The organism is Luteimonas salinilitoris, assembly GCF_041300785.1.
In the GTDB taxonomy this organism is placed as follows: Bacteria; Pseudomonadota; Gammaproteobacteria; order Xanthomonadales; family Xanthomonadaceae; genus Luteimonas; species Luteimonas salinilitoris.
Window position 1 is genome coordinate 553,692 of record NZ_JBFWIB010000002.1, and the last position, 14,095, is coordinate 567,786.

General features: G+C 62.3%; 8 protein-coding genes, 1 other RNA gene and 1 pseudogene. 5 read left to right on the forward strand and 5 right to left on the reverse strand.

What is annotated here, in order from left to right:
• Positions 1-8 precede the first annotated feature (8 nt).
• Positions 9-503 (forward strand): SsrA-binding protein SmpB, encoded by a 495-nt coding sequence (gene smpB / locus AB5T46_RS05765; RefSeq protein ID WP_149193534.1) that lies wholly within the window; start codon positions 9-11, stop codon positions 501-503.
• 7 nt (positions 504-510) lie between these two features.
• Here the strand turns inward: smpB and AB5T46_RS05770 are convergent, their stop codons facing one another.
• A complete protein-coding gene (locus AB5T46_RS05770) occupies positions 511-2,700 on the reverse strand; it encodes a CHASE domain-containing protein (RefSeq protein WP_370562900.1) in 2,190 nt (729 codons plus the stop codon).
• 127 nt (positions 2,701-2,827) lie between these two features.
• Here AB5T46_RS05770 and ssrA point away from each other — a divergent pair.
• Positions 2,828-3,184, forward strand: a transfer-messenger RNA (tmRNA) gene (gene ssrA / locus AB5T46_RS05775).
• Between the two features lie 180 nt (positions 3,185-3,364).
• Positions 3,365-3,704: pseudogene (locus tag AB5T46_RS05780) on the forward strand (Arm DNA-binding domain-containing protein); the annotation flags it as partial.
• A gap of 124 nt (positions 3,705-3,828) precedes the next feature.
• On the opposite strand, the gene AB5T46_RS05785 reads toward AB5T46_RS05780, so the two are convergent.
• Both AB5T46_RS05785 and AB5T46_RS05790 read right to left on the reverse strand, forming a co-directional pair.
• On the reverse strand, positions 3,829-7,482 hold the full coding sequence (locus tag AB5T46_RS05785) for an SIR2 family protein (RefSeq protein ID WP_370562901.1): 3,654 nt from the start codon (positions 7,480-7,482) through the stop codon (positions 3,829-3,831).
• Between the two features lie 54 nt (positions 7,483-7,536).
• A complete protein-coding gene (locus AB5T46_RS05790) occupies positions 7,537-7,665 on the reverse strand; it encodes a hypothetical protein (RefSeq protein WP_370562902.1) in 129 nt (42 codons plus the stop codon).
• Positions 7,666-8,035: 370 nt separating this feature from the next.
• Here AB5T46_RS05790 and AB5T46_RS05795 point away from each other — a divergent pair, with 370 nt between their 5' ends.
• Both AB5T46_RS05795 and AB5T46_RS05800 read left to right on the forward strand, forming a co-directional pair.
• The gene (locus tag AB5T46_RS05795) at positions 8,036-8,983 is read left to right on the forward strand and encodes a hypothetical protein (protein WP_370562903.1); all 948 of its coding nucleotides are present in this window, start codon (positions 8,036-8,038) and stop codon (positions 8,981-8,983) included.
• Between the two features lie 166 nt (positions 8,984-9,149).
• Positions 9,150-13,106, forward strand: a complete 3,957-nt coding sequence (locus AB5T46_RS05800; RefSeq protein ID WP_370562904.1) for an NACHT domain-containing protein — start codon at positions 9,150-9,152, stop codon at positions 13,104-13,106.
• Between the two features lie 64 nt (positions 13,107-13,170).
• Here AB5T46_RS05800 and AB5T46_RS05805 read toward each other — a convergent pair whose 3' ends face one another.
• Entirely contained in the window at positions 13,171-13,446 is a 276-nt protein-coding gene (locus AB5T46_RS05805) for a type II toxin-antitoxin system RelE/ParE family toxin (RefSeq protein ID WP_370562905.1), read from the reverse strand.
• Positions 13,433-13,732: a type II toxin-antitoxin system RelB/DinJ family antitoxin gene (locus AB5T46_RS05810; RefSeq protein ID WP_370562906.1), complete on the reverse strand. Its 300-nt coding sequence runs from the start codon at positions 13,730-13,732 to the stop codon at positions 13,433-13,435. The genes AB5T46_RS05805 and AB5T46_RS05810 overlap by 14 nt, the downstream gene beginning before the upstream one ends.
• Positions 13,733-14,095: the final 363 nt, after the last annotated feature.

Below are 14,095 nucleotides of genomic sequence, written 5' to 3' on the forward strand. Positions count from 1 at the left end.
GGTCCGCTATGGGCAAGAAAGCAGGCAAGGATAAGGCAAACGGCGGCGGGACCATCGCGCTGAACAAGCGCGCGCGCCATGAATACCACCTGGAGGACCGGTTCGAGGCCGGCCTGGCGCTGCAGGGGTGGGAGCTCAAGTCGATCCGCGCCGGCCGCGCCAACATCGGCGAGAGCTACGCGATCGTGCGCAAGGGCGAGATCTTCCTGTTCGGCGCGCAGATCATGCCGCTGATCTCCGCCTCCACCCACGTCGTGGCCGAGGCGCAGCGCACGCGCAAGCTGTTGCTGCACCGGAACGAGATCGACCGGCTGATCGGGCACGTCGAACGCGACGGCTACACCCTGGTGCCGACCGCTCTGTACTGGAAGGGCAACAAGGTCAAGGCCGAACTGGCGCTGGCCAAGGGCAAGCAGAAGCACGACAAGCGCGACAGCGAACGCGAACGCGACTGGAACCGCGAGAAGCAGCGGCTGCTGCGACGCCACAACCGCGACGCCTGAGCACGCCTCATTCGGCCGCGGCGTCGGCCGGCAGCGTGAAGCGGAAGCAGGCGCCCTCCCCCGGCCTCCCTTCGGCCCATACCTGGCCGCCGTGGCGGTCGACGATGCGCTTCACCGACGCCAGGCCGATGCCGTGCCCGGAGAACTCCTCCTGGCTGTGCAACCGCTGGAACGGTCGGAACAGCTTGCCGGCGTATTCCTGCGCGAAGCCGGCGCCGTTGTCGCGCACCGCAAAGACGGTGCCGCCATCCGCGCCCCGCTCCGCGTCGATCTCTATCCGGGCCGGATCGGCGCCCACGGTGAACTTCCAGGCGTTGCCGACCAGGTTTTCCAGCAGGTTGCGCACCAGCGCGGCGTCGCCGTGGGCACGCAGGTCCGGCGCGATCGAGACCTCGACCTTGCGCTCCGGCTCCGCTTCGCGCAGCTCGGCCACGATCTCCGCCGCCATCTGCGACAGGTCGAGCGGCACCCGCTTGAGTTCGCCGCGGCTGAGCCGCGACATCTTCAGCAGCGCGTCGATCAACCCGTCCATGCGCGCGGTCGCGGCGCGGATGCGGGCCAGGTAGTCGCGGCCGGCATCGTCGATCGCGTCGCGATAGCGTTCGGCCAGCATGCGGCCGAACCCGTCGATGGTGCGCAGCGGTGCGCGCAGGTCGTGCGAGATGCTGTAGGCGAACGATTCCAGCTCCTGGTTCGCCTGCCGCAGCTCCCGCGTCCGCGCCGCCACCCGCAGTTCGAGCATGCGGTTGAGGGCATGGACCTGCGCCTCGGCACGCTGGCGCTCGGTCACGTCCTCCACCTGCACCAGGCGGACGACATCGCTGCCCAGGTCGCCCGGCACCGGCGAGTAGGTCAGCTGCACGTGGCGGAGTTCGCCGTCCGGTCGGGCGACCTCGCGCGTGATCCGCACCACGCCTTCGGCGTCCGGCGCTTCGTCATGCGCACCGGCGGGATCGATCAGGCGTCGCCCGAATTCGGTGCCGGCAATCTCCGACGGCTCGGCACCGAGGATCCGCGCCAGCGACGGGTTCGCCTCCACCACCGTGTCGTGCCGATCCAGCAGCGCCTTGCCGATCGCCGAGTACTGCATCGAGGTGCGGAATCGGGATTCGCTGCGCCGGTACGACTCGCTCATGCGCGCCGCCAGGCGCTGGGCATGCGAGTGCGTGCGCGCCAGCGTCCAGACCACCGCGAACAGCATCAGCGATGCCAGCAGTCCGGCGAGCAGCGTCGCCTGCAGCGCCGGCGATCCGAGGCCGCGTGCGGCGGCGGGCGCGGAGCGGAAGTCGACGCGCCAGCTGCGCCCGTACAGCTCGCGCTCGATCCCGTGCTTGAGGCGTTGCCTGGACTCGGCCACCTCGGCGTAGCCCGGGTCGGCATAAAGCACCGATTGGTCCTCGGTGTCGACGATGCGGAACACCAACGAGCGCCGCAACGGCGCCAGCGCCGACTCGACCAAGGCGTCGACGTGGAACGGGACGTACACCCATCCCTGCAGGGCGGCACGGCGGGTCGGGATATTGGCGGGGAAGCTGCCGGCCCGGTAGACCGGCATGTACAGCAACAATCCCGGCCGCAGCGGGTCGTCGTGCTGCTGCTGCAGCAGGCGCACGCCCGCGCTCAGGCGCGCGACGCCCCGGTCGCGCGAAGCGCCCATCGCCACGCGCCGCGCCGGATCGGTGTACATGTCGTAGCCGATCGCGGCCAGGTTCTCGGGGGTTTCCGGCTCCAGGTACACGACGGGGCCGTAATGCGCACGCGCGCCGTGCGGGGTCACCCGGTAGAGCCCGCCTCCGCTCGCGCGTATCTCCAGCTGCAGGGCCTCGAGCGCCTGCGGGGTCAGCCAGGCGGCATAGCCCAGGCCGAGCAGGCCGAGCGAGCGCCGCTCCAGACGCAGGCCGTCCACGTAATCCCGCCACTGCCGAGCGCTCGGCCGGTCGACCGAGGCGAACAGCGAGGCGCCGCCGTGCGCGGTCAGCTCATAGGCCAGCAGCCGCTGCCGCAGCAGCTCCACCACCTGCTCGGCCTCGGCGACGAAATCCGCCTCGGCCAGCTGCCGCTCGCGTTCGCTGGCGCTCTGCGCGTACAGCGCGACCACCAGCAGCGCGCCGATCAGTACCAGCACCGCGAGCTGGTAGCCGCGCCGCGACTGCAACGGCTCGCCATTCATCTCCGGCGCGGGCGGGACGTCTGCCATGGCGCGGAGCATACCGGTTCGGCCGGCGCCGGTAGCAGTGAATGCAGGCTGCATCGGCTCTGGCGCTGCGCTTGTCTCGGCCCGCTCCGCCCCTATACTGGCGGGGTCAGCGTGATTTGACGCTCCCGGGGGTGCACTGGCTTCGACGGGGGTCGCGAAATCGCTTGGCGCATGCCGAGGGGGCAGCTTTCCTCGTAAATCCAGCGGCAAACTCATAGTTGCCAACGACGACAACTACGCTCTCGCCGCTTAAGGCGTAGCCCCGAACCCAGCTTGTGTCCGTGCTCGCTGGATGTAGGGTCATCTATCACGGAATCGCCGGGAGTGGCTGCCTGTCAGCTCCCGGTCAACACAAAGCAGGCTGGTCCCGGGGTGCGCTTCGCACACCGTGCTGCTCCGGGACGAGATCCAACGGTGAGCTAAGCATGTAGTGCCGGGGATGGAGTGCCTTCGGACGGCGGTTCGATTCCGCCCACCTCCACCATTTGAGGGTCCAGGACGGACCGAGACAGGCCGGAATTCCTCTTAAAAACAGGGATTTCGGCCTTTTCTTTGTCCGATGCCGTACGCCTGAACCCGTAGCAATCCTGGGGTAACTAGGGGTAACTTTGGGGGTAGCCACACCTACCCCAGGTGCAGTTACCCCAGTTGAGGCGTCGCTTGCATGTCCCTCACCGATACCGCGATCCGAAAGGCCAAGCCCGGGCCCAAACCCCGGAAGCTCTACGACGCCAAGGGTCTGTACCTGGTGCTGCGCCCTGACGGCAGTCGCTGGTGGCGCTGGAAGTACCGCCGCCCCGTGACCGGCAAGGAGAACACCCTCAGCTTGGGCGTCTATCCGGACACGGGGCTAGCGGATGCGAGGGCCAAGCGTGATGAGGCGCGCAAGCTGCTGGCCGGCGGCGTGGACCCAGGCGAGCACCGGCGCGCTGAGAAGGCTGCCGGCAAGGAGCGCCGCAAATAGCTTCGAGGTCGTCGCCCGAGAGTGGATCGCCAAGCAGAAGTCGTGCCACGTCACCGCGACCCTTGCAGGCTGACTTCGTCCACCCACGGCAACAATGGGTGCTTGCACGAACAGCACGAGCGTTGCGCCAGATCCAGATGTTCGATGACGAAGCCTGTCAGTCGCTATGCATTCTGTTGTCGTCGCAGACCATACAACCTGATGTAGACCGGATCGTTCTCCAATGTCGGATCCAAGGAGATGCAATCCTCCAAGAACCTCGGAAGATCTCCAGGAACTGGAAACACGTCAGGATCTATCAGTGCATCCGCTAGCTTCAAGAAGGCGTCCGGGTAGCGTTGGAACAGAGCCCGATGATGATTTTCAAGCCGCAAGGAGTGAGAGAGACTGTAGAGCTGGTAGGGCACCACGAAATCAAGGATCGTCTCAACCGCATCCGGGAAAGCATCGCCGCACTCCAACGTCATTAGAACGAGTTTTTCCGAAATGCCTTTCCCCCTGGCCCGCGCGTCCAACGGCCAGATTTCCAGAATCAGCGGCTTGACGAGGTCATGCCAATGCGCCGCTTTGTCCGCAACGTTCTCGTCGCCCATCATTCTCCAGAGGCGCCATGCCACATCCTGCCGGACTTCCCCAGGCGTGATAGCAAGCGCCCGCTTCACCTCCGCAGAAGTGAGAACGCACTCGGCACGCTTCCCCTTGCGATGCCAAACGGCAACGGAGAACAATTTCAGGAACAGTCCTTTGAGTTCCCGCGCTGACAGGCTCTTGTGCTCAAAGGCTTGCAACATGGCGGGCTTGAGCGCATTGAAAAGCCGCGCGTACCCTACCCGCCCAGCGGCATAGGCTTGCCATAGCGGCGCCGCTTCTTCATATGTCCAGTCAAGGCGGGGAACCAGGTGCTCACTGGTCCAGTCCGGGTCGATTGCATCCATGTATGCAAGTTCGCGCGTGATGTAGACGCGCCCCAGAAGGCCCGCGCGATTCCGGGCCTCTGCAAGCCTCGAGAACCTTGGGCCTAGCACATCACCCAAGCCGCTGTCGTCGGTTGGCTTTGTCGCTGCCAGCGCTTCCAGAAGCGCCGATGCTAGGTCACCGCCCGGCCGATTGAGTGCCTCGCTGATCAGATCGCCGTCGAAGCCGGATTCCGCTTCGGCCTCGTCTTGATCCTCGTACGCCAGTTCGGCCAGCCGGTCCCACACCGGGAGAAAGCGTGGCTCACCCTCAGCGCCTGCTTGTGCCAAGGCCTCACGTCGGCGCGCCAGCCAGGAACTGGCAGCGTGAAGAATCTCCTTCAGAGTCGCATCGGGCATCCTGAGAATCAATTCGGCCAAGTCGTACTGAAAAGCCGCATCCCCCTTCTCGCTCGCCGCCCAGAGCAAATAGCGCCAAGCGTCGGGGTCCCAGCGCCCGGCATCGCCTTCATGCCTCAAACCCCGCAACGCTCGCTCCGGATCAGCACTGCAGAAGACTCGCCAGATATCTCCTTCGTCATATTGGCGCTCCTGCTGGAGGCGGAACGCTTCCTGCACAAGTCGATCGTCATCGACTCCAGCAAGCAGTTCCGGATGCCCGTCAGGGCCAAATCGTGATTCGTGCCAAATGGAGAAATCGTCACGATCACCGGACTCTGGCTGCCATGTCGGATGCCGGGCGGTGATTTCAGCCAACAGGGCACGCGACTCATCCGACAGTTCTCCGCCTGTGGAAGCAATTCGATTCAATCGACGATAGATCGATTTGCCTACGATCGACTCCCACTGCTCTTCGTCTGCTGTAGCGTCATCGGAAAACAGCGATTCCGGCACCCCCTCACGCAGGCGGCTCTCCAAGGCGGCGCGCTCGTCCTCGCCGAACTCGATCCATCGCTCCACCAGAAGCCGCATGACTTCCACTTGGACATCGTCATCCCAGAAGTCCTGGTCGTCCAGGGCGAGTGCGGCCTTGGCTGCGTCGTTTGCCGGCCATGTTCCGTCTGCCAGCGCAAAGATGTACAACCGCCTGAGCAACAGGAACGGTGATTCACGCCAGTGCCGAATCAACGGCCTTGCCCGTACAGAATCGTGCCGTGCAATGCGTTGCCAGAGGTCGGCCAGTGCTCGAGCGATTGGGCGAAATCCACCACGATGCGTGTTTTGCGGGTGCTTCGCGATCGAGGGAATATCCCGGCTGGGCTTATCCCAGCCACCAGTCATTTCCAGGTCCGATGCCTGCTCCAGTGCCTCGATGAGGGCGCGATCTAGTGTCCCCAAGAGCGCCAAACCAGCTTCCAACGTATCCGGCCAAACCTGCAGGATCTCAGACGGCGGCGGATGATCGGCGGGTTCCAGGTCCACGCTGACCAGCTTGTACAAGGCTTCCGGCGATTCATCGTCCTCATCCTGCCACCAAAGGGGCTTACCCAGCTTCAGACGCGGCGTCAGAATGTCTGCAACAACATTGCGCGCCTGGAAATCAGTCTGACCGCGACGGATCAGGGGTTGCCAGTCGTACCAACCGCCATCGAACACGGGATTGGATGCAGGTGCTCGCGCACTGAGCAGCAAACGCCAGGCCCTTTCCCTAACGGCCGTCAATCCATCGCCGGTCTGCTCCAGCGCACGTTCTACGCGCCATCGCGTTTGCTCATCCAGCGGCGTAAGCACGGCACAAGCGCGAATCATCTCCGGGTCGTCGGTCCGGCTCGCGATCCAGACATCGGGCAACTGCTGCCTGAACGCACCTCGTTGCACCAAAACGGGAAGCCATGCGGAATCGGGTGAAAGTTCCCCCAACAGTTGGCCTGCATCGCCCCGGTCCAGCAACTCCAGGCAACGGTCCGTGTGCTCTTCGGAAGACGGCAGCGGATCCTCTCCAAGCAACACACGCAACCGTTCGCGCCGCCATGCGGTAGGATCTCTTGCATAGGACTTCCATTCGCGCAGGGTGGCATACAGCGGCGCGTGATCGTTGTTGTCCACCCGATACAGAATCGGTTCGATGCCTTTCGCCCGCCACAGCGCCTCCATGAGGTCCCCGTCATCCGCGGAACACTCGCCGAACGCGTAGACCTTCCGCAAGTCGGGATAGAGCTCCCGGTCCGCTTCAAGCGCTTCCAGGAGATAGCGCATGGGCGGATCGTCGGCCTGATAGCCGACCAGAACAAGCGTATGCGTGCGCGCCAGATCGTAGACGTATCTGGAAGCCCACCCGGAGCGAAGATAGGCATCGCCAAACTCGGCGCTGGTAAGCACCAGATCGGTTTCGACGGCACCCACCTGTGGATCGGCAAGCCTGCCATGCAGATGCAGCACTCCGGCAAAGCCCTCGCTCATGGGGCGCGGTAGCGCCATGCCCGCATAGCTGCTTGTGGTCCCGCCGTATTCATTCAGCCAGGTGCGTTCGAACAGCGTATCGAAGTTGGTGGTGAGCAGTCGGGATCGACCTTGCGCGTCTCGCGACAGATTCAACAGCGCCAGGTGATTGGACAGGTCCGCGCCTTCTGGAGGCGCAAGCTCATCGCGAACCGCCGCTCGGATACGTGCCCGCATGTTTTGCTTGCGCGGCGCTACGGATGCAGCCAATCGGCGCTCCAGGCACCTCAAGACCCTGTCGTACTGGCCGGACAACTTTCCATCCTTCTCCATCCCCTCTCGTTCGGCGGGATGGTGCGTCCAATCCTCTCCCAGTCGCCGATATACACGCTCCACGAGTTCACCAAACAACGGGAGGTCGACAGTACGCGACACACCCGCTCCACAGACAAAGAGGGTTTCCCCCCGTTCCTGGGCTACGATCAGCTCGGCCGGAATGTCAGGGCCTGATTCGAAAAAGCGCATTGAGGTTGCTCCCCGTCAACATCCTCGTACAACACCTAGGCTACCAAACAGAAATTACTTAAAACTCCGGCTCAACATGTATAGCCTGCCGAGCAGCAGCGCGGCACCTGCAGGCTCGGTGGCAATGACGCCGGGTACGCGCCGCTGATGCAGCAGCGCGTCGATCGCGACCTCCGCGCCCATGTCATCCCCGTCGGACCAGGCCGCAGAACACGCCCTCAATCGCGAAGTCCTCCTCCACCTGCATCTCGATCGGTGCGTAGGCCGGTCGGCAGCCCGGCATCGGCACCGACGGGAGCGCTCGCTGCCACCCGGCTCGGCACCAGCACCCGCAGCAGGTCGGCCCACGTCCGACCAGGCTGACGCCCCGCGCCTGCCCGGCCGTCACCTCGATCAGCCCAGCCTTGGCGCCCGAGGCGCCGCGGCATCAGCCCAATAGGCGCTAAGGTCGAGGATGGGCTGGATTTATCCACAGGCGTCAAGCCTTGTTCGTCGTCACATTTTAGCGTATGAGTAGTATTACTACTAACTGCCTCTCCCCAAGGAGGACGTCATGACAGAGGACTTCGCCCCCGTACCGCCTCGGCCTAAAAACTGGGAGGACGTGTTCACTGTTACCAAGGAATTGCGAGGGGTGCCAATCGAAGAGATCGAGCGTGGACGCGTCGATTGGGAATACCACTTCGATGCGAAAGACATGCGCCCCTGCGGGCGTAAGGGCTGCGAGCAGAAGCATGCGCACGGCTGGCTTGTCGCGTTGCCGGGCCTGAGGTTCGTGCACATCGGTAATGACTGTGCACTGAAGTACGCTAACGCGGGCCTGTGGTCCTCAAACGTCAGCATCTACCGGGAGCGTGTGCGTGCGGAAGCCCGGACGGCAGCATTGATTGAAGCGAGAGACAAAGCGCAACGAAAGCAATTTTGGCTCGATAACACGCAAGAGATAGACCCTGCGGTCGCGCTTCATGAATCCTTCGTTCGCCAAGCCCGCGGCCCGTTCCTCGACGAGATTGAGAAGCGTGCCGAGCGCGGACAAGCTACGGTCGAGCGAGACAGGCGCCTTAGCGAAGATGAACTACAGATGCGGCGCGCAATGCTGTCTGGCTCACGAGTCGAAGGCGAGCCAGGACCATATGTTGCAGCAGTCGAAAATGTTACGGTGGGCAACATCGAAGGGTTGGACTGCTTCCGGCCACAAGGAAGCCCGCGAGAACTGCAGTCGCAGTTGCAGCGGTTGGTTACAACCCTGCTGACTTGGTCACCTGCTGAAGATGATCAGGTCGCGCAACGCTCTCTGGTACGCGCGACTGACGAACTGGCTCCGTTGAGCAACCGCCTAAATTCTAGCTTGGTTGCGGTCAACAGATTCTTCAGCGAGTCGAACCTAAAAACGCTGATGTTGCTTGACGTGACTCGATCGCAAGGAGTTACGTCGATCGAGCTCGACGGCAGCGCTGGGGTCATCATCAAGCGTCTCCCCCACTGGCAACGGGCGGCCTAATTAACTCGGATATCTGGGACTATGAGGTCGCTGTTTCGCGTATGGCGCACCCATTCAGATCTAAGGCGCACGCCGTTTGCAGGGGCAGTTGCCCCAATTGGCGCCTGCGTATGGCAGGCTTTGCTGGTCCCATTGACCCAACACTTACTTACGCCCACACCCCAGCATGAACGATAGTAAGGCATCTCCCGGAGTCATCGAACGAACACTCTGGCACGAGGTTGATGGCGAACGGATTGCTGTCGCACAAGCCGAGTTGGTCGGAAGGGTCGAGCCGCTTGTCATACTCGGCGAAGCCGGCATGGGGAAATCTCACCTGCTCGAATGGATTGCGTCCTTGCCAGGATATTCCTTCTGCACGGCTCGCCAACTGATCAATTGCCACGATCCGCGCACATTGAAGAACGATACCGGGACCCTGGTCATCGACGCGCTGGATGAAGTCAGCGCTCACAAGGATGGCGATGCGGTCGGTCTCGTGCTGCTTCAGCTCGGAAAGCTCAGCTACCCGCGCTTCGTGATGTCATGCCGAGTGGCGGATTGGCGGAGCACAACTGGCACCGAAGCCATACGAGAACAGTACTCGGCCCGCCCGCTCGAACTCCATCTTGAACCGTTCACGGACGACGACGCGACCGCCTTCCTAAGCGCAAGCCTGGGCGCAGAAAAAGCCGCATCCGTAATCCGGCATTTCAACTCACGCGGACTTGAAGGATTGCTTGGCAATCCGCAGACGCTGCAACTGATCGCCAGGGTTGCCAGCACCAACGCGCTGCCGGAGACACGAGGCGAATTGTTCGACAAGGCAATCGAACTCCTGCGTGTCGAACATCGGCATTCGAAGGCAGAAAAGCAGCCTTCTCGCGCGGCCGGACTCGACGCCGCCGGTGCTGCCTTCGCGGCGCTGATCCTGACGGGAAATGAGGCGGTCACGCGAGCTGCCATTCCACTTGCCAGTGAGGGAGAGATTCCGATCACCGAGATCACTCCCCTTCCCGGCGGAGCGGCCATCGAGGCAATGCTCGATACGCGGCTGTTCAAAGCGTATGGTCCCAATCGCTTCAGTTATTGGCACCGGCGCATCGGCGAATTCCTGGGCGCGCAGTGGTTGGCGAAGCAGGCTGACACCCCGCGCAAACGGCGGCGATTGCTTTCCCTATTCCAAGGCCATGGACTCGTTCCTTCGAGTCTGCGCGGGCTTCACGCTTGGCTGGCCCGGGATCCCGCCCTCGCACGAGCTGTCATTGAAAGTGATCCGCTGGGAGTAGCGGAGTATGGCGATGCCGATGTCCTGACGCCGACCCAGGCGCGTCAGCTTTTCGATGCGCTAAAACGCCTGGGGGAAAAGAATCCATTCTTCTACAACTGGGGATCCCCTTCCGTTCGTGGAATCTTCCAGCCGGCGATACTTGACGATATCGGAAAAGCGATTACGTCGCCTGAGACCCCCTTCGGCATGCGCTTGTTCCTGATCAAGGCCACCAAGGGAACACCGACGATCACCTCATTCGATGCCGACCTCCGCAATCTTGTTCTTGATCCGAAGACGGTCTTTGCGATCAGGAGTGCCGCCGCGCAGGCACTGACCGCGCTGCAAAATGGGGACGACGGCTGGCGACATGTCATACGAACACTGCAGGCCCTTAGTGACGATGACTCCGTCAGGCTGGCGATTGAAATCCTCGATGCAGTTGGCTTTCATGTCGCCGACGACGCCATGATCGTCGACCTGGTGATCGCCAACGTTGTTAGCGAAGAGCGGGTTGTCGGCGTTCTCTATCCACTGGAAACAGGGCTTCCCGATCATCGGATCGATGGAGTCCTCGATGTTTTGGCCAAAGCGGCTTTCGCACTTGGCAAGCCACATAGGCGCCCAGGGGACATGGCGCTAACGGATTTTGCATACACGCTCGTAACCCGGCGCGTGAGTAGAGGCGATATTTCCGCAGAGAAGCTTTGGAGTTGGTTGGAACCTTTCGATGCTAGTAGCGGGTATCGAGGCGACAGGCGAAGGCAGCTCGAGGAGCTGGTTCGCAGCAATAATTCCCTGCGTCATACAATCCAATACCTTGTCATCCTCGACTTACCCGGTGACCAGACCATCTGGCAGCGAACCCACCGGCTATCCAGACGCTCTCCGGGCTTCGCCCCAACGACGGAAGACGTCGTTCAGTTGTTGCAATCACTTGATCCGGATAACCAGACCGATGAACGCTGGAAGGAAGTAGTTCAGATCATAAGGCACGACAAGGAGAACGGCGTTGAAGTCCGTGCTGCTGCGCACCGTTTTGCGGCAAACCACCCCGACCTGCTCGAATGGATCGAGGAACTCGCCAATCCTCCGACACCGGAATGGGAGATTGAACAAGGCAAGCGAAAGCGCCTTGAGCAGACGAAGCGGGATCGCGAGCACGCCAAGCATCGGAAGAACTACGAGACCCATCTTGACCAGGTTCAATCCGGCAACTACGGCTGGGGCATCCAGCCCGCACAGGCCTACCTGAACCTGTTCTACGACATAGGCGATGGCCTGCCTGCGCACGAACGGGTGGCGCAATGGCTTGGGAAGGACGTCGCCGAAGCAGCCCATCGGGGTTTCGAGGCGTTCATTTCGCTCGATCCGCCCGATCCTTCTGCGAGAGACATCGCTGAAGCGTTAAGCGAGGGCAAGCATTACGACGCCGGCTACATCATCGTTGCTTGCTTGGCCGAACGCATCCGCAAGGGCTTGGGCCTGGCTGATCTGCCGACCGAACGCGTGACTGCAGGATTGTTCGTCTTACGCAGGACCAAAGTGGATCATCACGCCGGCATTGATGGGCTTGAGGAGGCCGTCGAAGCAGAGATCGTGCTACGCGGTTGCCTTGAAGAAGCCATGCGGCTGTACCACGAGCCACAACTGCAGGCGAGACGCGATCATGTCGATGGGCTCTATTCACTGATGCGAGACGACAAGTATTCCCACCTTGCTGTCGACCTTGCACTTGAATGGCTCAATCGATTCGAGGATTTGCCTGCTGATGTGGAAGAAGAACTGATCGCAAGAGTCATCCGATCCGGTCGTTTCGACGAGCTGCGTGAGGCGGTTGCCCGCCGCGAAGGCGCGACCGAGGCCGGGCGGAGGCGCACCTGGGATGCGGCCGGGCTCCTAGTTGACTTCGACAGGACAGTAGAACGGCTTGCCCAGGCGCCGGTCGATCCCGAATTGCTCTGGCACCTGCGCGATCTCGCCGACAGCAGATCGCGCAACTCGTCCGGTGCTCTGTATGGCCCCAAACACATAGAGTGGATCGTTACCACATTCCGATCGCTTTGGCCGATAGCCCGCCGTCCTGTAGGCGGCTGGAGCGGCAGCAGGAACCCATGGGACGCCAGCGAGTACTTGGTGCAAACGCTCCGTCGTCTCGGCGGAGACCCTAGCGAGGAAGCCTTACGGATCCTCGAACGCCTCAAGCAAGCCCCCTTCGACAGCTATACAGAAACAATCCGTTCAATTGCTTCGGAACAGGCGACACTTCGTGTGGAGGCCAAGTACACACCGCCACCGCTCAGCGCGATCGAGGCAATTGCCAGGGACTTGGCCCCTACCACCGCGGACGATCTTAAAGCGGTGATGATGGAAGAACTCTCAATCGTGCAAGCCAAAGTCAGGAGCGATGACGCGGAGTCGTGGCGCGGATTCTTCAGTGACAATGGCGCGCCTTATCCTGAAGAACGGTGCCGGGATCATCTTTTGGGCCTGTTGCGGCAAGGCAGCACGGGAATTCAACTGGATCCTGAAAGTCATGTAGCCGGCGACAAGGAAGTCGACATCACCTGCTCCACAGGAAATCTACGCATTCCCATCGAGATCAAGGGGCAATGGCACGCAGACCTCTGGCATGGTGCAGACACCCAGCTTGATCGCCTCTACGCCGCCGATTGGCGCGCCGAAAGACGGGGAATCTACCTGGCACTCTGGTTTGGCGACCGACCCGAGCCGAACAAACGACTGACCAGTCCCGGAAAGGGAAAGGCTCGCCCCAACACTTCTGAAGAACTCCTTTGGGCCTTAGTCGATAGCAGTCGGGCAGCCAAGGAAGGAAGAACGACGATCTTCGTAATGGATCTGGTGCGCGACTGAAGCCTCCCAGCAGAACACTTCCGCCATCGATGTAGGCTTCATGCCTGTGGACCGCGAATGCAGCCTACGGCCACTGCCTGGCAGCATGGAGCACGCGCAGGACAGTCACGCGCTGGGCGTCCTCCGTATAGACCACGATGTAGTTCGACCGAATGACCATTTCCCTGGTGCTTGCCACTCGGCCCGCCCGATACAACTTGGGGTGTGCAGGGAGTTTCGAAACCTTGATCTCAATCTCGTCTTTCAGCCTCTGCGCAGCATCCGGATTGTCATCTGAGATGTAATCGACGATCGCGAGCAAATCGACGCGTGCTGCGGCATGCCATTCAAGAACGGGCACGGCGCTTCCTGTCGATCACGGCTTGCGCCTCGTCCATGACCTCCTGGTGCGGGACAGTCGCCCGCGTATCGGTGAGCGCCTCTTGCACCTTGGCGCGGAACCAGGCGTCGTGGGCGTCCGGGTCGGCGGTGAGGCCGGCTGGCAGCCCTCCCTCCTTGGCGACACGAGTCAGCAGGATACGGACGGCGTCGGATACGGTCAGGCCGACGCTGGCGAGGGTTTCGGTGGCCCGCGTTTTCAGGTCGTCGTCGACCCTGACATGCAGCATCGAAGTTCGGGCAGCCATTGGTGGTTCTCCGGCGAGGGTCTGCCAACCATTTTGTATCTCATTTGAGATACGGTCAAGCCGACGCCGAATTGGCCTCTGGTGCAGCCCATCCCTATGGCGTGGCAGCGGAGGACTGGTCATGCCCTCCCCCGGTCACGGCCCGCGGTGGAGCCGTTGAGCCTTTCGATCAGCGCGCGGATGTTTTCGGCCCGCCAAGCCGTGATGCGCGGCCCGAGGCCACGGACGGGCTGCGGGAACCCTGCCCGACTTCACGCCCGCCCACCAAGTGGAACGCGCAATCGGAATCAGCGGCGGGATGCCCTCGGACGTCGGCGTCGCCGGCTTGCCGAGGATCTGCGTCAAGCGCACGTAACCTGTTTC